General features: G+C 55.0%; 13 protein-coding genes. 1 reads left to right on the top strand and 12 read right to left on the bottom strand.

Features of this window, described 5'->3' with window-relative positions; all coding sequences use genetic code 11:
- Positions 1-58: 58 nt before the first annotated feature.
- Complete coding sequence (locus H8K04_20435) at positions 59-1,897, top strand: DUF262 domain-containing protein (protein UVT18293.1); 1,839 nt, start codon at positions 59-61, stop codon at positions 1,895-1,897.
- Between the two features lie 189 nt (positions 1,898-2,086).
- Here H8K04_20435 and H8K04_20430 read toward each other — a convergent pair whose 3' ends face one another.
- From H8K04_20430 to H8K04_20375, 12 genes are all read right to left on the bottom strand, one after another.
- A complete protein-coding gene (locus H8K04_20430; protein ID UVT18314.1) occupies positions 2,087-3,523 on the bottom strand; it encodes an IS1182 family transposase in 1,437 nt (478 codons plus the stop codon).
- 616 nt (positions 3,524-4,139) lie between these two features.
- Entirely contained in the window at positions 4,140-4,559 is a 420-nt protein-coding gene (locus H8K04_20425; protein UVT18292.1) for a hypothetical protein, read from the bottom strand.
- Between the two features lie 104 nt (positions 4,560-4,663).
- Positions 4,664-6,712 (bottom strand): protease Lon-related BREX system protein BrxL, encoded by a 2,049-nt coding sequence (brxL, locus tag H8K04_20420; protein UVT18291.1) that lies wholly within the window; start codon positions 6,710-6,712, stop codon positions 4,664-4,666.
- On the bottom strand, positions 6,702-9,332 hold the full coding sequence (pglZ, locus tag H8K04_20415) for a BREX-1 system phosphatase PglZ type A (protein UVT18290.1): 2,631 nt from the start codon (positions 9,330-9,332) through the stop codon (positions 6,702-6,704). The genes brxL and pglZ overlap by 11 nt, the downstream gene beginning before the upstream one ends.
- On the bottom strand, positions 9,332-12,850 hold the full coding sequence (gene pglX / locus H8K04_20410; protein UVT18289.1) for a BREX-1 system adenine-specific DNA-methyltransferase PglX: 3,519 nt from the start codon (positions 12,848-12,850) through the stop codon (positions 9,332-9,334). The genes pglZ and pglX overlap by 1 nt, the downstream gene beginning before the upstream one ends.
- Positions 12,851-12,873: 23 nt before the next feature.
- Entirely contained in the window at positions 12,874-16,455 is a 3,582-nt protein-coding gene (gene brxC / locus H8K04_20405) for a BREX system P-loop protein BrxC (GenBank protein UVT18288.1), read from the bottom strand.
- 12 nt (positions 16,456-16,467) lie between these two features.
- Positions 16,468-17,082, bottom strand: coding sequence for a DUF1788 domain-containing protein (locus H8K04_20400; GenBank protein ID UVT18287.1), 615 nt, complete (start codon positions 17,080-17,082; stop codon positions 16,468-16,470).
- Complete coding sequence (locus H8K04_20395; GenBank protein ID UVT18286.1) at positions 17,079-17,693, bottom strand: DUF1819 family protein; 615 nt, start codon at positions 17,691-17,693, stop codon at positions 17,079-17,081. Before H8K04_20395 ends, H8K04_20400 begins: the two co-directional genes overlap by 4 nt.
- Positions 17,694-18,004: 311 nt before the next feature.
- The gene (locus H8K04_20390; protein ID UVT18285.1) at positions 18,005-21,148 is read right to left on the bottom strand and encodes a UvrD-helicase domain-containing protein; all 3,144 of its coding nucleotides are present in this window, start codon (positions 21,146-21,148) and stop codon (positions 18,005-18,007) included.
- 3 nt (positions 21,149-21,151) lie between these two features.
- Positions 21,152-23,782: a PD-(D/E)XK nuclease family protein gene (locus tag H8K04_20385; GenBank protein ID UVT18284.1), complete on the bottom strand. Its 2,631-nt coding sequence runs from the start codon at positions 23,780-23,782 to the stop codon at positions 21,152-21,154.
- 356 nt (positions 23,783-24,138) lie between these two features.
- The gene (locus tag H8K04_20380) at positions 24,139-24,339 is read right to left on the bottom strand and encodes a hypothetical protein (protein ID UVT18283.1); all 201 of its coding nucleotides are present in this window, start codon (positions 24,337-24,339) and stop codon (positions 24,139-24,141) included.
- 2 nt (positions 24,340-24,341) lie between these two features.
- A complete protein-coding gene (locus H8K04_20375; protein ID UVT18313.1) occupies positions 24,342-24,806 on the bottom strand; it encodes a hypothetical protein in 465 nt (154 codons plus the stop codon).
- Between the last annotated feature and the right edge of the window lie 128 nt (positions 24,807-24,934).

Below are 24,934 nucleotides of genomic sequence, written 5' to 3'. Positions count from 1 at the left end.
TTTGGGCTCTCATGAATCTCCTGATAATCTGTCGTTTAAGAACACTCCAGGGGTAAATATGGCCAAAATTGAAAATCATAAATACAGCGTTGAAGAAGCATTCCGCGACTGTTTTTATATCGTCCCTGATTATCAACGCGAATATGTTTGGCAAGACAAAGAAGTACAGCAACTCCTCGACGACATCGATGAACAGATTGATGGCAGAGCCAACCAGGAATATTTCATTGGCATGGTGCTTGTGTCGCCGTCGTCACAGAAAAACACATTTGAAGTGATCGATGGCCAGCAAAGGCTGACAACATTTTTCCTTCTCCTCTGCACTCTGAAGAAACTATTTCACGGAGAACCTCAATATCAGACGATCAATGGCCTGATATCCGCCAGCTACACATCGAATCAAGGCGAGACAAAGACAAGCCTGAAATTAGAGCCGCGCTATGAAAACGCCGGCGAAGTAATGGCGAAAATCGTGGAGATGGAAGATGAACCTCAAGCGACCCGCAATGGCATTGAGGCCTCCGGAATCGCCAGTTTCGGTTCTTTGGAGAATCTTCTGAACGCCTACAGCACGATTTACGCCCATTTGCTCAAGAAACACGCGGATAAGGCCGCATTGAAGAAATACTGGGGCTATTTGGCCAACAACGTTGTCTTCATCCAGATCTCAACCGACCTCGGCAATGCCTTAAAGATATTTGAAACGATCAACGAGCGGGGTGTTGGTCTGAATTCTATGGACCTGCTGAAAAACCTGCTATTCACGAATGTTGAAGCACAGGAATTTGGTCGATTGAAAAGCGAATGGAAAAACATTACCAAGCCGCTCGAACGAGCAAAGCAAAAGCCTTTACGATTTCTGCGCTACTTTCTGATGGCAAGCTACAAAATTCAGAATGACCGCAGCGATTATATTGTACGGGAAGATGAAATTTATGATTGGCTTACGAAGAAGGAGAATGCCGCTGACTGCGAATATGAAGAGAAACCTTTCCAGTTTGTGAGAACAATCATCGAGAGCGTCAATCACTACCTGGCCTTTAACAAAGGCGATGGTAATGACGGCAGAGATAATGTCGCAATGAAGAACCTTGGGCTTCTTTGCGGCCCGGCCTTTAGTTTACACTTTGTCCTCCTACTGGCAGCCAGCAATTTTCCCAAGGCATTGTTCGACCATCTGGTTACACAACTCGAGAGTTTCCTTTTCTACTATATCTTTACCAAAACGCCCACAAAGGAACTCGAGCGCAATTTCTCAGTATGGGCAGACGAGCTGCGAGAAATTGGGAACGAGAAGAACAAGAAAGCCCAAAGAGAAAAATTGAATGCCTTCATTAACACACGTTTCCAAAAGAGCATGTCAGCCAAGGCTGCTGACCTCACAGACAGTATGAAGCGATATTCACTGGGCTCGATGCAGAAATATCGGACACGCTACCTGTTGGCCAAAATAAGCCAGCACGTCGACATGGCCTATAAAGGCATCAAGACGGAACGATCATTGGAGGATTATATAGAGCTTCAGATCGAACATATTTTGCCAGACAAGCCGAAAAAGGCATTTGCTACGGAGTTTGCCCAAAAGTACTCGGGCTTTGACTACAATCTGATTAAGAACAAACTAGGCAATCTTACGCTGCTGGAAAAACCCATTAATATCGTCATAGGTAACGATTTCTTCGAGATTAAAAAACCGGAATACGCGAAATGTAAGTGCTACCTAACCAGCAGTATTGCCGGTATCACCAAGGTTGGGAAAAACACCTCGACAACACGGATAAACGAAAAACTCCTGTCGTTTGATAACTGGACGCCTGAGGAAATTGACAGGCGGCAAACTATGCTGATCGGCTTGGTGAAAGATATCTGGAAGCTTTCAGATCTTGACGTTGCATAAAGTGTAGGTGTTTGGATTTGATCTGGCGGGTAGTGTCAGAACACATGCCCGGTGACCGGCAGGTCTCGACCGAGGCCGTGTGAAAATAGAAATGCAGAGCGAGTGAAATCTTTGTACCTGTGGCATTGCGGCTACGTTTGACTTGGCGTGACGGACATGCCGTTCAGTGTCGCAACAAGACCGGGCTTGCTACCCTGTCATGGCCGCCATCAGGGGTTTTACGCCGAAGATTCGCATGGTGCGCTTCAGGTTGTACGCCAGCACGTGCAAACTCATCTCTGTGTTGACCTTCGGCAACGTCTTCATCAGGAAATGCGTCGCCCCCATCCACGCCTTGAGCGTGCCGAAGACGTGTTCCACGGTCTGCCGGCGTAGTTTCATGGCGTTCGGCGTTCGATCCAGCCGATCCTGCATGGCTTCCAGGACCGATTCATGTTCCCAGCGCGAGATACGCCGGTAGTCGCCCGTGGTGCAGCGCGCTTTCAGCGGGCAGCGCGGACAGGCCGAGGACCAGTAGCGGTGCTGCGCGAGGCCGCGTTCAAGGCTCGTCATGCGATAGATCGCGTGCTCCCCGGCAGGGCAGCGGTAGGCGTTGCGCTCGGGGAGGTAGACGAAATCGCGCTTGTCGAACAGGCCTGCTGCGTTGTTGTTGGAGGTCAGCGGCTTGGGCACCAAGGTGGCGATCCCCTGCTGCTCGCATTCCCGGATTTGCTCGCCATTGAAATAGCCTCGGTCGGCCAGCACCGTGAGGCGTGCATGGCCGGTCGCCTGCGCCGCGTGTTGGGCCACAGGCGCGAGCTGCTGCCGGTCGTGTCCGTGGTTCGTCACCTCGTCCGCCACGATCAGATGGTGTTTCGTGTCCACGGCGATTTGCACGTTGTAGCCCACCATGCCGGTGCCGCGACCACTCGTGGCCATGGAGCGGGCGTCCGGGTCGGTGAGTGAAATCTGGCCATCGGGCGCGTCACGCATGAGCGCACCCATTTCATTCAGGCGCTGGATCTGCGTGTTGACGGTCTGCAGTTTCTCCTTCAGATGATGCACCCGGGCCTCGGGCACCAACGCGGGATCGCGATCGGCTCGATCCAGTTCGGTGAGGTAGCGTGCGATACTGGCTTCGAGTTGCTCGAGACGGGCGTGGAGCTTCCGGTCGGTGAAGTTCTTGTCGCGATTGTTCACGGCCTTGAACTTGCTGCCGTCAATGGCGACGAGGGCGTCGGAAAACAGGTTGAGCCGCCGGCACAGCAGGACGAATTCTCGGCAGACGCGACGGATCGCCGCGCCCTGGTCTTTCCGGAAGTCCGCAATGGTCTTAAAGTCCGGCTGTAACCGGGTGAGCAACCACATCAGCTCGACATTGCGCTGGGACTCGCGTTCCAGGCGCCGGCTGGACTGAATCCGATTGAGGTATCCGTAGATATAGAGCTTGAGCAGCACGGCGGGATGGTAGGACGGTCTGCCGGTCGCTTCCGGTTGTACGCCATCAAACCCCTGCTTGGCCAAGTCGAGCCCGTCGACGAAGACGTCAACCACACGAACGGGATTGTCCTCGGCGATGTAGTCCTCAAGTGACTCCGGAAACAGGGTGTGTTGCGACCGGTCTTGCCCTGAAATGAAGCGCTTCATCAGGGACACCTCGTCAGGCGAGTGGACTGTGCCGATGAGATCCGTCGTAGCATCGTCACCATGGGACGCGTGATCATGTGGTGGAAAATACAACGTATCGAGCGGCATCGCAATGGCAACCGACTCCCGAATGCATTGCTACAGTCCACTCGGTCACTGAAGTATGTGAGGTGGACAAGAACTCACTGTCCCGTACGGATGCGGCCCACGTTTTCACACAGCCTCGGTCGAAAGCGGTCGTTTGACGCATGTACCAGAGTTGTTCGTCACAGCGCATTACACAGGGGAAACCACGATAAGAGCGAAACGAGAGGGACATGGGGACCTCGCAGGGAGGCGCATTCTAGGAAGGCTTGGAAGCTAAGTCCAACGCCGCTTGTCGTGCAATGACCGTCCGGTCATTGCACATGATCCCCTCCAGAACAATAAAGCAGAGGTCGTTGTCGGCGAGAATTAGCAGCGGGAGTGACAGAGACACTGGCGCGAGCGTTGCGCCTCGGAGGGGTGAGCTAGTCGGCCACTTGCGGGGATGGCAATGATAACCAGCTCTGCGCCGCGGTGTAGGGCTGAAGTGGCAAGCAGCCACGAGATCAGGGGGAGCAGGTCAGCGGATGGATCACTTCCCTTCGATCCTCAGGCCGCGGCCGTAGGGATTCGTGGGACTGTTGGGACTATAGGGATTGCCGGCGCCGAAAGGATTCTTGATCGAGTCCGGTGAGAACGGAGAGCCGTAGCGGCCGTAGGGGTTACTGGTCGAATCAGGATCATAGGGGTTCGCGCTGAGCTTGCCGCGGTAGTTTCCTTGCTGGTCATACAGGCGAGGCGCATCGGTAGCGAACGGATTCGTGGCCGATTGATTGCTGAAGGGACTGCCATGGGGGCTGAAGGGATTGTTGATGCCGTCCGGCTTGAAGGGGCTGCCGGCCCCGAACGGATTGGCTGTGGACTCAGGATTGAAGGGATTCGCGCTCAGCTCGCCGAGGTCTTCCGCGTGGACGGAGAGAGGTAGAAGCAAGAGGAGAAAAAACACCAGCATGGCGAGCCTCTTCGCTCAGTCTGAAGCAGTGCCACTTGACTCAGCATTCAGCACTTTTACAGTGAACGTAGCAAAACAGAAACCAACGATTATGTAACCACGCCCTATTCGACCCCCAACGCCTTAAACACGGCATCCGTGGGATCTGCGTAGAAACTCGTCTGGAACTTGGCAAACAACTCGCCAGGTATGGTTGGGATATCACGCACACTGGCCATGGGGAGCAGAATACGCTTCGCTCCAGAGTCGAAGGCCATCTGAAGAGACTCAGCCAGGTTTTCAACCGGAATCACGTTGCCACCGAGACTCATGCTACCGAGGACAACCATCTGAGACTGAATCGGCTTTCCGAAGACAGCCGAACACAGCGCGACAAATGCGGACAGGGTCAAGGCATTGGTAGGCCCGGTATTGTGCAGCTCCACGATGTGAAGGTGATAGTCATGATCGCCAGCCTTAATTGAGGCACTGACGCGAGAGGCATTCGCTCTGAAGAAGTCAAAACCGACTTTGATAGCTTCTTTCGCTGCGCTGTTCGATCCCAGGCCGGAAGTCTTCAGCGCCCCATTTCCAGCCGTTACTTGAGTCTCCAGTCGATACAACCCTAAGTGACCTGCTCCCCCAGTGGCGACTGTGTGTAACGCTCCTGGGCTCATGGGACCGTCAGGGATGAGTGTGCCTCCGCCCTGTTCGGGCACACTGATAAACTTCTCTTGCAACGTTTCTAGGTCGATGTAGCTAAAGTGCACGTCAAAGAATTCCATTCCGCCGATCTTCTTCAGCTGCTCCTTTACTCGCCGACGTGTTTCTAAGGCATATTCGAGGCATCGACGAACGGCGTCCTTGTTGTATTCTTCATTGGGATACAGCAGCTTCAAGAGCCCGGATACGGTGTGCTTAACAGCGATCGTATCTCGCTGATTGAGATCTCTGCCGAGCTTGAAATACTTGCTGATGGCATCGCCAAATGTTCGCTTGCGCATCTCACGCATCCATTCAGCGAGGTAATCCACGATCATGCCGTACTGGTTGGTGAAGAATTCCGGCCGCATCTTGGGAATTTCCCAGCCTGGAATGTAGGCATGGAACCGGTCAAAGAAGGCGCTGTCGATCATGTCATCCGGGAAGGGGGCCAGGAGATGACTGGTCTTTACCAGTGTGTCCACGGACTGATTGATATTCCCGACAAACACCATAGAGGCGTAGGCATTGATGGCATCCCGTCCACGAGAGAAGGACCCTGAGGCCATGTAATCTTTCATGATCTGGACGCCATCTTTTTCTTTAAACGTAATCCCAGCGACCTCATCAAAAGCCACGACATCCCAGACGCCGACGAGTCCAACGGTCCGTCGCGCCATGTTGTAGAACAAATTCGCAACGGTCGTTTGGCCACCGGAGACAAGAATGCTATTGGGACTGATTTCCTTGTAGATGTGACTCTTGCCGGTCCCTCGTGGGCCTAGTTCACAGATGTTGTAGTTGTTCTCCACCAAAGGGATCATGCGGGCCAATAAGTGCCACTTCACGCGTTGGCTGAAATTCGTGGGTTCCATACCTGTTGATCGCAATAAGACGTCAATCCACTGCTCTTCTGTGAACGCCCGCCGTCCCTGAAAGAGCTCCTCCAGATCCATGTTCGGCATCTGGATCGGCTTCAGGTCCTGAATGACGAATGGTGAGCCCTTCTGGTTCTCCTCATAGAAATACTGCAGCGTCACAATGCACCAGATGCCTCCCACGAGCAGCTTCTCAAACTTTTTGACGTAGCTGGTGCTGACCTCAACCCCTTTCACACCAAGATTCGCGAGGAGGGCTTCATAGACGTCTCGTTTTTCATTCAGCGTCACAGTGATCTTATCGATGATTTTGAGACTTCCACGCTCGCGAACGGTGGACTTGACCTTCTCCGCTTCATCAGGACGCACATAGTTCTCGGCCAGAATATTCTTTACCGTAACGAGTCCGTCTTTGATGATGGTCTCGTCGTTGGATGCGCAGTAGGTGCCCAGGAGGTACTCCAACACGTATACGGGGACATTCGCCCCCTCTTTGACCAACTTGGTCAGATCTTTGCGAACGACCTTGCCGGCAAAATGCCAATTGAGGAGATCGTCGAGGCTGGTATCAATCGCTTTGTTGTCAGAAGTCATCGGCAAACACCCTATCAATGGTCACCGGTACACTCTGTTGCTCAATTCCAGTGTCAGCATCCCGCAGGACGAGCCGATATGCGGTGTTCTTGTGATACTGATGATCTTGCAGCACTACGTGAACCCACTTCTTACGTTCGTCCATCTTATCTGAGGTACTATCAAACGTCACGGTCTCGACATTCGTGACGACGTTATCTCCCTCGTAGATCGCCACCTTCAGTGTGATCGGCTTCACCCGTTCGCTGACTGGTTCCACTTGGATCAGTTCGAAGCGATGACGGTTCGTTGTGACTTTGTGGCTGGCTCCCAACACATGCACGGTTACGGACTTGACCTTGGTGTCTTCGCGAGTGGACTTATCTTTCTTGTGCTTGACCGTGATCACCGGCACAACGATTTCTTGCAACATGGCGCCCCCGTGCACGAAACGAGCACCGCCAGTGAAGTGGAAACGATTGGCTGCCTTGGGAATCCAGAATTCCATTCCGCCCTCAGCACCAGCAGTGACTGCGGTCTTGCCATGCCACACGGACTCATGATCAGGGAGGTTATGCCCGATCACATAGCGCTTTTTGGCTCGCACGGTCCCGTTTGGCTTCTCATCCAACTTGCTCTTTTCCGGCTCACCGGGTGAAGACTCTGTGAAAAGGAACCCGTGATCCGCCGTAATGACCACATGGTTGCCATTCAGACTGTTGATGACATAGGCCACGAGAGAAGCCAGTTCGCCGATCGCCGTTCGTACCGATTCAAATGTTTTCTCCTCTGTCGCAGCCTTATCGCCAATCGCATCGACCGTGTCGTGGTAAATGTAGACAACCCGTTTACCGCTCACAAATTCACGACCTTGTTCTTTCTTCATCGACACCAACTCGCTGGCCTTGCAGGCTACCCCCTCAACTGATCCTAGGACTTCCCCCCGCAGTTCTGTCGAAGAGGTGGACTTCCCATCCACCAAGACGTCGCCATTTGGCTTAAACGACAACGTGTTGTAAGGGAGCAAGCTCGCCATCCCAAGAGCGGTGTATGAGGGCAAGACACCAAGCTGCGAAGCCAATGTCGCTTCAAAGCGGTATGTGCCATTAAGCTCTTGCGTAAGTTCCTGGGCCGCCTCGTAGCGGAACGCGTCGCTGATGATGACATACGCCTTCCGATTCTCCGCTTCCTCCAGACGAGGACGCACCTGACGGTTGAAGAACTCTTGCTGGCTGGGGATCTGTTCGAGCTGCCACTTGCTAAGAAGTTGGGCCGTGCCTTGGGGATCAAGAAAGTTTCCCCAGGCTAATGAGAGCGTCGGGACGTACCAATTCGCATAACAATCCTCGATCAACTCCCGCAACGGCTTCAGGATGTTCCAGCCTTGTGCCTCGGCATGATCAGCGGCTTCGCAGAAATGGCGATACAGTTGGTCAAAACGGAATAACTTTCCCTCGTAGGCCCGATAGAGAGCCGTCGCATCGAGAAAGGCGAACCCGTCTCGATGTTGGTTCCGCAGGGCAAAGAAATCAGCGGCAGCAACCAGCGCGTCATACACCGCATGGAGCGCCCGTCGCGGCACCGTCTGGGAACCGTTCACCATGAGCGAAGCCCAGTGTCCAGCCTGCCTGCGGGTGACGATTGACCGCACTTCATCGGGGTTGATCATGTCCGCCGTCTGATGCACGCGCTCCCGCAGACGGCTGGCGATCCCCCGTTCCACCACAAGGAACGTCATCACATCGAGCAAATCCGTGATCTCCAAGCCGAGCAAGTAATCTTCTACGTGAATCAGGGCCGCCACTTCCTCGGAGAGTCGGTCATAGCTACTGCCTTTGCTGCTGCTGTCGCGCCATTGCCCAAGGCAGACGACGGCATTCGAGCGCCCCTGTGTCGGGAGAGTTAAATGCAGAAGCGCACTTGGCGGAGCGGCCTTCAGATGATGCACGTAGTCGGTCACAAAGAGTCTGAGTAGAAGATTCTTAAGCGTCGGAGTCTCTTCCGAATAGCCGAACGTAGTCTTGGCCATCTCCCAGAAAGGCTTGTCTAAATCAAATTTCTCGATCTGTTCCCAAGCTGCCGGTTCCGTCTGCAAGTCAATCTCATCGTCGTTGTCAGTATAGGCATGGTAGAGCGTACGGATGATGTTGAACCATTCCGGCTGCTCTGCCTTCACGACCGTGGCGATCATTTTGCGGTCCAGGTCGCTGGCTAGATCATTGGGCTCAACCAAGCTCTTCAGCTTTTGGAGCCGTTCTTTGTTGTCAAAAAACTTCCGGCGGTCTGACAAATACTGGCGAAGGTGGAGATTCTTCAAACCAAGCTCATTGAGGAGAATCGAAGCGCGGTCGGCCCGGAATGGGCGACTATACAGGCGCACGTCGAGAAGCCAATCGTTCTCGTAATCGGGCTCTTCACTTGGGGAATAGAGCAGATACCGCCCTGTGGGGTCCTCCCGCTCCACACGAATCTTCACTTCGAGCGCGCCTAGCTCGTTGAGCTGGATGATGTTCACCCCGTCGAGGTTCAGCGCAGGCAGAATAGTCTGGAACTCTTTGTCGGGATCGTTCCAGAAGACAATCCTGGCTCCCTCTTCCTTATATATGCGGTCGAGCGTGTCCTGAATTTGACGAGCATCCATCAGTCCTCGTCCGTTCCGCCTGTCACGGCTTTGACCTCGGCGAGGAGATCGCCAAACTTCCCATAATTGACCTTCACCCCGTCGTCGAGGTCCAATGCGATCCGCTGATCGGCATAGTGCCGCAGCTTCTCGTCAAATGCCCGGAGTTCAGTTTGGTGCTTCAGAAGCTTGTCTCGTTCCTTTTCCAGTGTCTTACGTTGGGAAGTGGAAGATGCCTTCTGGGTCTCGGAAGCCAGTTGTTCAATCCGAGCGGCCATTTTGCCTTGCAACGGAATGACATATTCCGTGCGCATACGGGCCAGCGTGCCGTCTTGATACCGGTGCAAATAGACGAGGCATTGGAACGCGCGCTCCTTGCCGCTGGAGAACAGCCAGTAGATCGGACGCTTCTTGTAGGTTTTGAGGTGGTCCTTGTAGAAGTCGGCAAGGAAGTATTTGCGCAGATCTTTGCCCAGCGATTCCTCAATAAAGCCTAGATTTACTTCCAGTGTAGTCTCAGCGAAGGCAGCTCGCAGAAAAGCATGTACACGGGCCACGATGTCGTCCTCGAACCACTCGCCATCGAGCACGGGGATGATGCCGTCCTCGTCGGGGGCGAAGGTGAGCTGATCCTGCGACCGTCCCACTTTGGCTAGAAACTCACGCAGGGAGTCGCTGGCGTTAGCGAGGATGAGTCCAGGCTTGTCAAGCGAATAGCGGCCCATCATGCAGCCAACGGCATAAGAGAGGAAGCCGGCCATGTCCTTGCGCTGGTCAGCGCGGGCGAGAGTGATCTGGTCCTCTGGGACTTCTGGCGTCAGCTCATCCGCGAGACCGTAGGCATCGATGAAGAGCCGGTTGTTTTCCGTCTCCAGCTCCTTCATTCGACGAATGGCGGCGGTGCTATGCGCCGCCCAATTCCGCCAACTCGCCTCCAGCGTTGCGCCTTTCATCCCCGGCCGCAGCAGCGGCTGGTCGCGGAAGTCCCAGGAGGTCTCGAAATTGTCCCAGTCGGCGCGGGAGATGGAAATACACTCAGCGACAAGATTCTGCTGAGCATGAGACCTAATCGGGATGACCGGCAAATTGCCTATCGGCCCTTCGTGGAAATCCAGTGTTGGAGATAGAGCCTGCAAAAACTGATTTACCAAAGTACTGTTGGCGTATCCGAGGAGTTCCATCAAGAGTAGTCTGTCATCACAGAAACAGGCAGAACCTTTTGTTTCGAAGATGTAGCCTTTGCCCATATAGCGCATTGAAAGCGCCGAAATTGAGAGACTCGACCAGGTGATTGCTTCTCGAAAGTAAAATTGTCGGTTGATTACTCTTCCATTGGAACCAACTCGCACCCCAGGTGTGTTGTCGATATAGTCACAGATGGTTTGCCCCCGGCGCTCATAATTCAGCACATATTCGTTATTCCCATACCATTTCCGAAATGATCCTCCTTTCTGGAGAGGAAACCACTTTTGCCTGCTTTGCTCCGCCTCATTCTCAGACGTCATTTCAAATCCAATTCGCTCAAGTGCCGGCTCATACCACATTCTTAGAAACGCAGAATTGTTGGTCGTAGCCAAACCTTGTCTTGGCTTTGCAATGTCCTTCAATGGAGTGGCAGTAGCAAAAATATGCCTGACTGCAGGAGTGACCCAATAGGCAATGGGCGCACCAGGGATTTGTAGAAAGTCTCTTTGATCGGCAACAAACCTGCCGAAGGATTGATTCAGAAACTTAGCCTCTATTTCATTCACTGAATCGACCTCAACATGCCGTTCAAAAAGCCTTCGATAAATCCCCTTGCGTCCGTTTGCCGGGCAATTCTTGAGCACAAACGCAACCGTCCCGAAATCTGAGCCGAATATACCGCGCCCAAGATGTAGCAAACTGGAGATGGTCTCATTTGCTATGAGGTAGATTCTGAAGGCTTCAAAAGAAGAAAGAAAAAGCCAAGAGGGAAGATTAATTACTGCTATCGTGCCAAAGGGGACTGCCAACGTTGTTGCCCGCTGCATAAAGCACGTCATTAGGTCTTGTTTACTCAAAGTCAGATGTTTCTTCACATATTCTTTGAGAAGAGGATTCATCGCTCCCCCGCCCATATATGGCGGATTGGCCACGACAACGTGATACCTCTGGCACAACATCTCCGCCTGTTCCAAGACGCGGAGGACTTTGCCGTGAGTCTCACGGAGAAAGAGCTGGCCGCCGAGGTCTTTGGTCTTCATGGCCTGACGGGCAAAGGTGATGTTCTGTTCGTCCAGGCAGGGCTGAATGAGCGAACCAAAGGTGGTGGCTTGCTCGAACTGATGTAGGAGTTTCAGCATGGGCTCATTAAAGAGAGTGCCGAGTTCGAGCGCTGCGATGTAGTCGCGGAGTTCGCCTTCGTCGAAGCGGATGTCTTGCAATGCAAGAATGTGGGGCTGAACAAGAGTGCTGGGCTGAAAGAAGCGCCGTGATTTTTCCCGGGCCTTGAAGACGAGGGCCAGCTCGGCGAGCTGCGCCGCGCGGGGGCAGATTTCCAGACCATAGAGATTGTGCTTCAGGATGAGCGCAGGAATCTCGTTTGGCACGTAGCCTTCTTCCTCGTAGATACGGAAGAGCAGGTCGAAGGCATAGGTGAGCATGTGCCCGCTTCCGCACGCGGGGTCTAACAGGCGGATGTCCTCAGGCTTGGTGATCTTGAGGAAGTCGGTCTCAGTTTCCCCCTCGATATAGTAGGGCATCTGCTCACGAAGCCGGGAGCCGGGGCGGTTCAGCAGCCAGAGGCGGCCGAGCGAGTTCTCGACAAGGTAACGGACAATCCAATGCGGGGTGAAGAGCTGGGTGACGGCCGGAATGTCTTCCGTCGGCACGGCGCTCTTGCGGGCCATAACTTCGTCTTTGCGCTCGGCGATGTAGAACTGGTAGAGCCAGCCGATGATCTCGACCTCCTGCCAGTCGTTTTCGTCGATCTCGCCGACGAGCTTGCGGATCAGCGAGTCTGTGTGGAGCAGGTTATCGGGCAAGAGGAGTTCTGTTTCGTCGTCGATCCACTCAAAGAGAAACGGCATCGTCTTGTACAACGCGTTGCACTGAGCGAGTAGCAGCATCCGGTACAGCTCAGCTTCTTTGCTGCCTTCCAATTTCAGCTCAATAACCTTGTGCTTGTCCAAGCCCGGCAGATCGAGATGTTCGGCCTGTTCGAGGATCTCAGGAATCGACTTCGATGCGTCGGGATGGGTCAGTACCCGGTAGCCATGGTCAAGATACCCATGCAGTTCCATGTACCGGATAGCGACCAAGCGGTTAAACCAGGTGTAGGCAATTGCGTCCATGGTCTGCCCGAAGCCGTATTGGGCAATCCGTTCTTCCAAGGCTTTGCGTTTGCTCGCAATAGCGCGAGGAAAGGCGCGGCCACCGATAATAGCCACGTCGCCGTTCTCGGTGATGGGTTCGATCTTCTTCTCAGTCAGACCATAGAAGGCAGCGCGATCTGTGACAGCCTGGATGAAATCCCGGCGAGCTTGTGGGGCGTAGGTCTTGAGCTTGGTGCGGTTCATATTGCCAATCTCATGATCTCTTCTCAGCGGATCTCGATGCGTTCGTCCTTAGTGAGTGCCTGCTCCAACTCCGATCGCAGTGTCTTAAGAAATGCTTCGACATCCGCCTGCGTTTCCAAATAGGGAGATGCGACCAGCTTGGCCGGCTCCACTACCCGTTTCTTCTTGAGAATAGGCTTGGGCTGCTCTCCTTTTTCCTTGGGCTGCTCTGTGGCTTTCCGAACAGATTCTTCTATCCGAGAGGTTGCAAGATCGAATTCTTTCAGAGCCTCCGTCTCTATTTGTGTGATGTGAGCCAGACTCTCTTCAGACTGGACTGCGCCCTTAAGTTCTTCCAGTGGCCTCATGCAGGCAGCGCGAAGTCCTGCGTCTCCCTTGGCTGCCTCAATATCCCTGGTGACTGTGACGAGATGCACGTCAATCTTGGCAAGAGCCTGCTGGCGAGCTGCAGCCACGAGGGCGCTATTAATGGTACTGACTGTGGCAATGAGCCCCTCGGTCTCTTTGATCAGGCTGTACGGACTCGACGCGTTCAGGATTTGCTGCATCCGTTTGAGCGCCATTCCAGCCAGCGCATCTCTCTCAAGCTCAAGGCGATTTCGCTGAAAACGGCCATGCGCCTTCCGTAACCTTTCCCACGTGGACTTTTGGTGTTCGTAGAACTGTTCGAGATTGGTAAAGTGATCAGCGAAATCGAGAAGTTCATTCTTCTGTTCGTTGAGTTGCTGGATGAACTTATAACTGTTATCGGAAGCGAGCAGCTTCTTCACACGCAGGAGCCCGTCGGCGATCTGGTCTTTTCCGGGGTAATCGCCGGTTTCCGCCAACGGCCTGTAGGTCATCAAGGATGATTGCCAGCTCTTGAGCTTGTTCTGCAGGAATGCAAACAGGGCATCCTCGCCATCAGGTCCCATCTCATGAAACAATTCTTTCCCCAGTGTGCGGGCGTCTTGAATGGCTTTAGGGTCGGTGGTTTGCCGCTTGAGAATCACGATCTTTCGACGTTTTGCAGGGGTCGTGATGGCGTCGTAGGCCTTATCGAGCGGAACCAGTGTCCCATCCATCATGAGACTGATTTCGCCCAGCACCATGAGACGGGCTATCAGGATCACCACTTCTTCTTCCGGCCACCCATACGGACGCAGGGAGTACCGCTTGTCGATCATGTCTTGGAGTACGACCTGCTTATTATTGGATGACATCAAGGCAACATAATTGCGTAGGTCATCTATCGCCTGCTTGTTCCCCTCCTCGGTTGCCATGACCAGCGTCTGCTGACCGATGTCGTTACTCCGAATGATGGCCTGAATTTCCTTCAATGGCTCCTGAGACAGCCGCTTCAGGTACCCCATCTTATTGAAGGTGTTCTTGACGAGATACCCCAGCGACTCGTCGAGTGCGGCCAATGGCATGGAGGCTTTCAGCTTCAAGGGCTGGCCGGCAGCATAGAAGTCGGCTCCGGCGAACATCTCGCCTAAGAGTGTGACTAGACGGGCTCGGCGGTCTTGGTTGTTTCCGGATATGTCGCGGAGAATGCGCTTCGCCGACTCCGGAAGTGTGCCATCATTCTTATGGCGAACATACTTCTCAGTCTGAAGGTATGTCCGAAGCTCGCGGCCCAGAGTCTCGTCATTGCCCATGCGGACCAGAATGCTGCCGCCTTCGGTAGAGCTGTCCAGAAGGCATTTGGCATTGTCGTACAACCCGTATTCATCATTCAGTGGCGTAATAACCGAGAGCTGTAATACGCCGTCGAGACGATTTCCAACCGGAAGCAAATCGCAGAAGCGATTGAAGGCAAAATCCATCTTATTCTCGGCATGGCGATGCTTTCGCTGTTCTTTCAAGACATCGTTGTAAATGAGTTCTCCAAGGAGCTTGGCTTCCTCGCCACTACTGAGTTCGACATTCTTGATCTCCCGATTGATGTCCCGTTCTTCGTTGGTCAGGAAGAAATACAGATCACCACTTCGATTAATGAGCGTTTCCTTTTCGAGACGCTGAAGGCTCCCTTCGATCTTGCGACGAAGCGCCAGTCGGTCAGCATCAATCTCGGCGATGCACAGGGTCACCAGGTTATCGACGTTCCCCTTGATCTCCTCGACATAGCGGATGAGAAACAATACCTGCAGAAGGCTAATATCGAAGGGATGCTCCAGACTCGGATTGTCCTTGGCTTGATCGATGGTCTTCTTGACGACGGTATCAAGAAAGCTTTCGATCGAAGGGTAGAACCGATAGAGAGGGACTAGGATACCGACCTCTTTGAGAGCAACCTCCTTGCCAGCCGACTGAAACGCATCGAGGATTGATCGTTCGCCGCGGGATAGGTGCAGACCGGTGGCCCCCGCTCTTCGGATCGCCTCGAAAATCTTTTGGACGAGCTGGAACTGATACGGCACGAATGGATAGTTCTGGACGAAATCCTCGCCATCTTTGACGTTCTTGAAGGTCATTCCGCAATTGGTGAACGTGAGCTGATTCTTGAGAATGTCCCCTTTTTTTCGGAAGACTTCCTGGAGGTCGCTTTTGACCTCTTCACGTTTAGCCAGAAGGCGAGACTGGATCACTTCATCGACGTTGGCACTTGAGAGTGAGAGGCGCGTCCGGAAGCGTCCCTGAATCTTCGAGAAGTCGTTGGCCTTGCTCTGTTTCATTTCCCCTAGCACAGCATCAATATCTTCTTGGGAAGTGACAACGACCCATGCACGCCCCTTGCAGATAGTTCCCAGCTCTTCGGTAATGGTCTGAAGATTCAGCATCAGGTGGGAATCTGTCCCGATGAACTGCCCCACTTCATCGACCAAGAAAATAAGACGATGCTCTTCTCCCTTCGAGTCCAGATACTCCTTGACCCATTTACAGAGGTTTTCGACGGTTAAGGCAAAACTGCCTTCCGCCCCATCGACCCACTTCTCCGCCGACTCTTTGCTCATCTTTAGCGTTTCGCCGAGCGCTTTTACGATTTCGTCCCGGTGAAAATGGTAGGCGTCACGGTCTGCCACCCACTCGCTACCCGTCGCCTTGCGAAAGACGTCATGGAACTGTGTGAGCTTACCTCTCCCTTCCAAATGGCGTTCCAGGTGCGCGATCTGAGGATAATCGCCGCAATAGCCTTGCATCTCGTTCAGTACTTTGAGAAACACGGCAAGAATGGCATCGCGCCCAATGCGGTGGTCGGCCTTGCTGTCAATGTTGAACAGGATGACATCGGTATTCGAGGCAATCGCTCGCTTGATGTCACCAAACAGCATGGCATCTTTGAACTTGTTCTCGAAGAACTCGACCGCCCGCTTAGTCTGCCCCTGATGCGTATGGGTCTTGTTCTGCAAAAGGTAGGAAAGAACCTTAATAAAGTGTGATTTGCCGGACCCGAAGAAGCCTGACACCCACACGCCAATCTTCCCTGCGACATCGGGATCTTGGGGATGCTTGATCGCATCACCATACGTCGAGAAAAAGCGGCGGAGATGCTGATCGAGCTCTCTTGTCACCACGAATTCGTCCAACTCCTGCCAGACGGACGATTCGTCCAACTGATCCGCCTTGACGACTCCGTTGATGGAGCGGAACAGGTCTCGCTCGAAGAGATTCTGAATGTTCATAGTCAGCCTCTGTTAGGGCACTAATCTGAAGGCGCGGTAATAATGTTCCGGCTTCTTGCTCTTTGCTACACCGTCAAAGTGTGCGGACAGGCTCAGCTTCCCAAATAGTCTGAGGGTCAGTTGATCGTACTTTCCTGGATAAAACAGCACGAGAGGAATGGGTCCCATCACATTCTGCAGATTACTGAGCAAGCCGCTGGTTCGGAGTAGCGGATACACGCTTCCGACACCTGACACCAGGACAAGCTTGATCTGATCCGGCCTGGCCACTTCACAAAAGATCGATGCGAGCTTCTCAGGATGGAGGGGGCCAGCCAACGCCGCCTTGAGAGCTTCGTCACCCTTCTCCCGTTGTATCTGTAGTGCCTTCTCGAGCAATTTCCGGCGCTTGAGGTGGTCCAGCACGAGATCGAACAGGTTGATGTGCGTGAAACGAAGCTCTGGTTTTTGTTTGGGAATGTGGTCTACTAAGAAACGAAGGTGAGCTCGTACTCGGAGCTCCTCTTCAGGCGGGTAGTCAAAAATGTAGAAAGAAATCTCGTTCCCGATGCCGCTGCCGCTCAGGAAGTCATCTGAGATGATCCGTGGAAGAATCTTGTTAAGCCGGTCGGTCAGCAGATCACTCACGGAGACACCTGAATGCAACGCAGCACATACTCTTCATGGTGGTCCCGCAAATAACCAAGCACTTCGGAGGCGATATGGACTGGTTGAAGCCGTAGCGTTCGTGTGCCGTCTAGAAATCCTGCCTGTGCAAGGGTTTGGTACACTGTCGATCGCAAGCGTCTCCTCGTCGAGTCGTTCCAGAGCGGCATCAGAGAGTCACGGCCTCGACAGTCATTCAGATACCCTTCCCAGAGTGTTGGTGAGAGTGTTGAGGCAAAGAGTCGGTATTGCTCCCTGATGACCAAATCTAAGAAGTCTCCCAGCAAGGCACTATGCTTAATGGCAGCCGCGAGACACGCGTGCGTAGCCACGGTCTTTGAGCCATCACGAATAAGCCGCCAGAGCTCGGCATCCATCAACTCCAGTCTTTGTCGGATCAGTCGGCCCAGTCGCCTCGCTGTCTCAAGGTTACGGGTTTGGAGTGCATTCTGTTTATAGAGTGTCTCCTGCCATTCTTCTGGCGCGACGCCTCGGAGAAGCAGATCTGCAATAATCCGACTCTCTGGAACTTTTAAGGACCCAGCTGTGAGTTCTGCTCCATAGTGTCTTTCAGTAAGTTCGGCCGTTTTCATCGAATCAGCTATGGTCAACATGCACTACCAGATTCAATGGCATGGGATAGGAAGATCTGGTCACCCCTATATGGAACTGTTTGATATCGTTGCAAGATCACCTCGTCGCAGAATACCTCCATTCGCAAGCGAAGTCACTTGCCATTTCGCTTTCCCGTCAACTTTCGTTACACACGGCCATTGGATGCTTGGTGCTCTTGAACCCCGCGCCTACTGGGCGACAACCGTTCCTGCACACAAACCTCCGCTGCTCGGATGTTTCCACCGCATCCGTTATATATATTCATGCCTTCAGATTACGTTCCTGCACATCACTCGCCTATCGATATTCGAACTGCTCCGGCCGCGACCGGCAGAACAATCCAGGCTTCTTTGACTGAGCGTCCGGTCGTACGGACCAGTGCATTGGCGTACATGGACAATTGCCCACTGTGTTCGGTGGCAACTTCATTCCATTTGTCTCTGGATGCTGGATTGGCCTTATGGTCGAACACCACCCACCCATCTGGTCCATCCAGCAACAGATCGATTCGCCCCTGCATGATTTGACCGTTCGAGAGAATTGACTCGATGGGCATCTCTGCATGTCGGCGACAATCAGGCCAACGAGCGGTTATCCACTGATCAATAGCGCCAATCTGCCGCACAAGCTCGGTAGGATCGACCGCACCGGATAAGCCAAAACCATTGAGGATGCGTGCTGCCCGAGTCTCGTCGATTGGGCAGTCTGGGTCGGTGAATGCGGTTGCCATGCAAGCATGAATGGCATTGCCCAATGCCGTCATGTCGATTCCCGCCTTCAGCTTGAGCCGTTCTCCAAGTGGCAGGGTTTCCACAATTGTGCATGGGTGACGGACGGAAGCCGACGCGGCAAAGGTGGCCGGCAGGCGTTCCGTGCTCGAGGCAGGAACGGGAAACCATCGAAGGGCCACATCTGGTTCCACCGTGGCTGTCATCACACTAGGAGCCTGAAGACTCCGGTACTGAAATGGAATCGTGGAGCCATCCTGCAGATCAACCGAGTCTCTCGCACTCTCTGGTGCGAGCCACGGCACATTCAATGCTCCCAGCCATTCGCAATCTCCTCTCTTTTCCGGAAATCCGAGCACGAGGAAGTCCCGCGCCCGGGTCATGCTCACGTAGAGAAGACGCTTGGCCTCATCCATCGCTTCCGCTCGTAGACGGATCCCGTCCGGGGATTGAGCGATCGCCTCGGCTATCTCAACTTTCTTTTGTGCCCCAAACGGCCAGGGCCAATAGCGGATCCACCGGTCCTTGAGCGGGGCGCCCACATCAAGGCTTGTATCAGACCGAGTACTCACCGACCACAGCCGATCCCGAATGTCTTTCTCCACATCCAGGAGAATGACAATCGGCCACTCCAAACCTTTGGCCGCATGATGGGTCATGACCTTCACCGCATCAACAGGTGGCTCGGCGAGGATGTCGAGTTCCATCTGTGCTTGCTCCCCGAACCAGAGGATCAGGCCGGACAAGGTCGCCGGTTCGCGTCGTGCCAGGCAGGTCTCCTCATAGGATCGTGCCATATTTCGCAACGCCTCCAGGTTGGCCAGACGCACTCTCGCCACAAGTTCGTCCCGCCGCCAACGTAGGACCCTGCCGGCGAGATCACATTGCGTGATGACCAGCTCCATCGCCGCATACGGCGACAGCAAGGGTGCCTGCGCACGCAACTCTGTAATTCTCGTCAGCAGCGGATGCCCGTCCTTGCCCCCATCCCGCCACCGTGCCTTGTCCCCATCGTGTTCCAGATATCGCAACCGATCGGCCAGCCAGGTCTCCGGTTCCTCACAGTCTGCCAGCGACAGGATCTCAGCACTGGCCACGGTGTCCCTCGGATCATTCAGCCGTCTAAGGCAGGCAAGAGCCAGTACGGCCTCAGGGGTCGAGAGTAGTCCGGATTGTTGCGTGGCCCATGGCACGGAGGCGGCGCGAAGGGCTTCCGCCACCGTCTGTACGCGATCATTGGTCTTGCAGAGTACGGCAAGATCGCCAAAATGCGCGACTCGGGGACTGCCTGTTTTGGGATCGACGATGCGATAACCCGAGGCGACCAATGCTTTCATGCCTTCGGCGAGGGCGGCCGCTCTTTCCTCTACGTTCTTGCCATTGAGTGTCCACACCGCAAAGGCCGGATCGGGGACGCGCTCCTCCCGAACGGGCATGAGCGCTACTTCTTCCTGTGAGAGTCCGGGGGAAAAGGCCGCACTGAACGCAGCGTTCACCAATCGGACTAACGAAGGTCGAGAGCGGCGGGATTGTCCGAGAATCTCTTTGGTGCCTCCGAGACTGGGCAGATGTCCAATGACGGCTTTCATCAGTTCGGCGTCACTGCCCCGAAATCCGTAGATCGCCTGTTTCACGTCCCCGACCCACACTGTTTCCCGCGCAAGGCGTGAGAGCCGCACAAAGATTTCGAGTTGAATAGGACTGGTGTCCTGAAATTCGTCCACCAGCAGGAGTTCCAACTCCTCAGAAAGCACGGCACACACGGAGGGGTGTTCCAGCAACCCAAGAAACAGATGCTCCTGATCCACGAAGTCGATGACCCCCAGTTCCCGTTTTCTCTGGGCGTAGGCCTTCAGCGCCGTTGCCCCGAGCGCGAAGATGGCAGCCAGATACGCCGCAATCTCTTGCCGCAGTTGCGGATGGGCGGCAAATTGACTCGCAATGTCCGTCACTGGTTGGGCCAGTGTCTTGAGTCCTGCCTCGGGGGCTTTCTTGGAGAGTTTGACCCAATCGGCCCAGACCGCGTGACCGTTTTTCACAACACGTATGGTGTCGCGCGCCAGCGCGATGTATTCGGCGGTATTCTTTTTGCCGGTTGCGCGTTGTTCGAGGTCGGGAAGCACGCGCTCAATGGTTCGAACAAGCGCCGCATCAAGATCCTCCGCGCTCGGGGCGGGAAAGTGCGCGAGCAGATCCATCGCGTTGCGGGCACCAAAGATTGCACAACGGTCTGGTGCGATATCGTTTGCGCGGGCCTGGGCAATGAGCGACGTGAGTTCCTCATCCCAGTTGTCTATGCCCAGTCTCCGAGCGAGCGAGTTGATCTTCTGTACCGTCTCGGAGTCGGACACCGCATCGAGCGCTTCCCGCACGAGTGCGCCAGCTTGGGCCTCCTCAAGCACACGTTGCACTGGAGCTAATCCGGCCTCGAAGGCAAATCGCTCCAGCAGTCCCCCGCACACACTATTGACCGTGCCGATGCGTGCCTGACCCATGGAATTAGCCAGGGCGAATTCCCCCTTCTCAAGGAGCGCGATCCGGACTCGTTCGCGCAGTTCCGTGGCCGCCTTCCGTGTAAAGGTCGTCGCCATGACACCACTGGGCGAGACTTGCCCCGAACTCAGCTTGTCATGAAGGATCTGCGTCAGCCGGTAGGTCTTCCCGCTTCCTGCGCCGGCACTGACAAAGGTGATCCTGCCAGGCATCAGTCAGTTCTCCCACCCAACCAACCAGCGGAACTCATCATATTCTTCAGACAGCGCTTCCGGCACGAGGGCGCCTGGAGGTGCTTCCGATTCCGGGGTCAGCGCGATCTGTTCAACGGCAATCTCGATGTGTCCTGCATCGATTTGGGAACGGCGCCATCTCCAGGTCGCAACGAGTTGTTCCCACAGGTACGGGGTGCCCCCTGTGGAGTTGGATTGCACCGTGTGTGCCTGCGGAAAGAATGCTGCATCGAGCGCGAGCAGGCGTGCCGCCTCAAGGATGAAATAGGCCACCTCCGGCCAGGTTCCTGTTTCCTGTCGCAACAGCTCTGCATAGAGCGCCAGCTGCAGATGCCGATTGCTGGCGAGGCGGTCCTTGTGTGTATTGGCACCAGCCCATTTCATATCGACAATGGCCTGGCCGCCCCCTGGCTTCCGCACGACGAGATCGGCGTGCCCTTCAAGGTTGCCTCCAGCAAACGTGCCGGTCAAACTGCGCTCGGACTCGACCTCAACAATGCCAGCGGCAGAGAATTGTCGCTGGATCTCTTCGAGCGCGCGGCCCAACGCTGCGCGAAGTCGCTCTCGATCCATACGACGGCCCGGCATCAGGAGGACCGCACCCTCCTCCGCCACAACAGACTCGAATTCCTGTGACAACCAACCTGCCAGCGCATCCCCACACAGCTCATGCGCATTCCCGACATGAAAGAATCGGTCAACGATTCGATGCGCGAGATTCCCATAGAGCCGATTCCGATCCGTCACGGCAAGAAGATTCGATGGATTGAGTCGAGCCGCGTACTTCAAGACCCATTGGTGGGGCGCATTGAGGAATAGGTTGAGACTTGAATAGGACTCACTGGCCCGACGCGCAATGGTGACCTCACGTGGGAGCTGCCACCATCGCCTCCGTTGCGGGAGCGGCGCATGGGCCACGTGTTGTAGGTCTCTTCCTGCCTGACTAGATATCAGGGCTTCGAGCAGTTCCGGCCGGAGATCGCTGATGAGCCCCTGCATTTCGAGCCAAATCGGGTGCAATTCCGCACCGGGAGGAGGCAGTACCAGCACCAACTGGTTTCGGGCGCTGAGGATGGGACGAAGCCACTCCTGGCTTTGATGGGCCAGAACCGTATCAAGAGGCGGCAGTTCGACTCCGGTGCGCGAGAGCATGTCCAGTTCGCTGCGGCTCCACGGATAGCGGTCAGGCAGCGAGGGTGCTCCCATCTGCCACCACACCACCTGATCAAACGATTCGATCACTGCGGCAGGGTGAAAGACAGAAGGCACACAGCCGACCTGCGCATCCATCGTGAAGTTTGGTGCGCCGCGCCCTGTGCATTGAGCCACCAGTGTTTGAACCGCAACGGGTGTGATGGAGGTTTCCCCTTGAGCAACCAACGCTTCAAGGGCGGCAGCCACCGCCATAGCTTGCCTGTATCCACTGGCATGCGCCTGACTGAGAACAGAGTTCTGATCGTACAGGCCGGACCGAAAGTAGTCGCGAACGCGCCGGGTGCGCTCGAGGATCATCGCGAAAGGCGCACCCTCCGCAGGGCGATACCGAGGGTGCTCGACCCACACGGCCAGGGCCTCGCGCATATCCGCAACACGATCCGGATACTGCCGCTCAAGGTGTTCGACCGCGTCCCGCCAATGCGGTCCACCGATTCCAGGGCTTTCCGCAAGAACCTCAGCCAATCGCCCTCGGAGATACCCTGGGACAGGTCCTATGGGGTGAGAGAGCAATTCAAGGAGGGCGTAGACATCCAGCGGTTCCCACATTGTCGCGAGCGCAAGGGGCAACACTTGAAGCGCCGGGGCCAACGGGCTCGCATCCTGAAATCCCTGCCGGGCTACATCCGTGGCGTCTATCGTAGCATCCAGTAAGGAGCGGTCATGCTCGGCGACAATCGCCACCTCCTGCTGGTGCGCGACAAGTCTTTGAGCGACCCACCGTGCAGCAAGCAGACTGGTCTCAGCGCGCACCACGAAGAGACTCCCATCGTCCGACCAGGCAACCTTCCCATTGGGATTCTTGCCCTCATGGGCCACCGTGAGGACCCGTTGAAGCTTCCCCAGAACGGTGTGTTCGGACGCTTGAGGTTCATAGGTTCGTCGAGATTGGACCGGCAACTTTGCGAGGACTTCCCGCCAGCGCTTCGGGAATGCCTCGATGGGATCGGCTAACTCAATGTGTTCGATCTTCGCTTGTTGTTTCGAGAGAGACTCGGTCACTTGAGCCAGTCGTTCTCCAATCGATGGAAATAGGAGATTATGGGCGGTCTCTTCCACGGCAGCCAGATCGGTAAGACGATTGCCCGCTCCAGTAGGCGCCGTGCCGGTCCATCCATGGAGATGCCACGTATCACGCCATGACAGGAGTGCTGCAGAGACTCCGATAGGATCAATCTGAAACGAGGCATGGTAGAAGCGATCGGGGGTGTCGCCGCGAGTGAGACATTCTCGATACTGAGTTGTTCGTTGAGCCTGGCTACATTCCGCTCGCAGCAATCCAAGCCTGGTCTCAAGCAGGTTCAGGAACCCGAGCGGGCCAAGGACTGGCATTCCCAATCGATTGGCCGGCCGCCAGCCATGTTCCCCATCTAATTGAAGTCCAAACACAACCTTCATGTGATGAACTCGTTCAGATAGAAGTGCGTGTTCACGTTACGCAATTACCAAATTCCGCCGGTGACACAAACCGGCGACCACGGCATTCCTTTCGCGCATCGGATATCCTGCGCACCGCGCGCCTCACATCGCAGAATACCTCTGTTTACAACCGCAGTCATTCGCTATTTCGCCTTCCGAGCTGCAGTCATCCTTCCAAGCGCTCATCGGGACCTTGTCCATCTTGGGCACCTTAGCCAGACAGCCTCGAACGTGATCCTCGCGACAAACCGCCGTTGCGCTGACGTCTCCACCGCATGCGGGATTGCTCAGCATGGGTTTGTACCACGTCTACGATCGAGCGCCTCTCGGTCCTGTTACTCCCGCATGTGCGTGATGTCCAATTGGTGCTGCCGCTGCCGGATGTCGTCGAACTGCTGGGCACTGCCGCGGGGTGCCGCCGGTTGGCCTTTGAAATCATAGAAGGTGCCGGCCACCGTAAGCCCGCCCGTGATAAGCCTGCCGAGAATCGCGCCTCGAATGAACGGTCGCCTAGTTTTCTCTTCCGCATCCGACACGATCAGTTCCCTTCAATTCGCCAACCCTGCCCATACGGATTCTTCGGGGAATCGGGCCTGAACGGACTCCCGGCCCCATAGGGATTGTTCAACGAGTCCGGCGAAAGGGGTGAACCGTATCGGCCATACGGGTTGCTCGTGGAATCTGGATCAAAGGGACTCGCGCTCAGCTTACCCCGGTAATTTCCCTGTTGGTCATAGAGCCTGGGCGCGTCGGTCGCGAAAGGGTTGGTCGCCGATTGGTTACTGAATGGACTGCCGTAGGGGCTGAACGGATTGTTCACACCGTTTGGCGCAAAGGGACTGCCCTGCCCCAGCGAGTTGGCCGTGGACTCGAAGAGAAACGGATTCGCACTCAAATTGCCCAGATCCTCAGCATGGGCCTCGCTTGTCACTAGCATCAGTACCGGGAGCAGAATCAACGCGAGTGTCATGGACACCTCCTGCTTGGGCTTGATCGCGCACATCTTACGAGGAGGTAAGGACAGGAGAGGTCCCAAGGCAGGTCAAAGCGGGTTTGGCAAAATTCCCTGGCAGCACTGTGAGTTAGACGGACCAGGCTGCCAGCGTCATCAGCCGCGGTGTGACATCTGAG

It is taken from the genome of Nitrospira sp. (assembly GCA_024760525.1).
Classification (GTDB): domain Bacteria; phylum Nitrospirota; class Nitrospiria; order Nitrospirales; family Nitrospiraceae; genus Nitrospira_D.
Note: the sequence above shows the minus strand (reverse complement) of the source record. Positions and strands in the feature narration are given on the sequence as shown.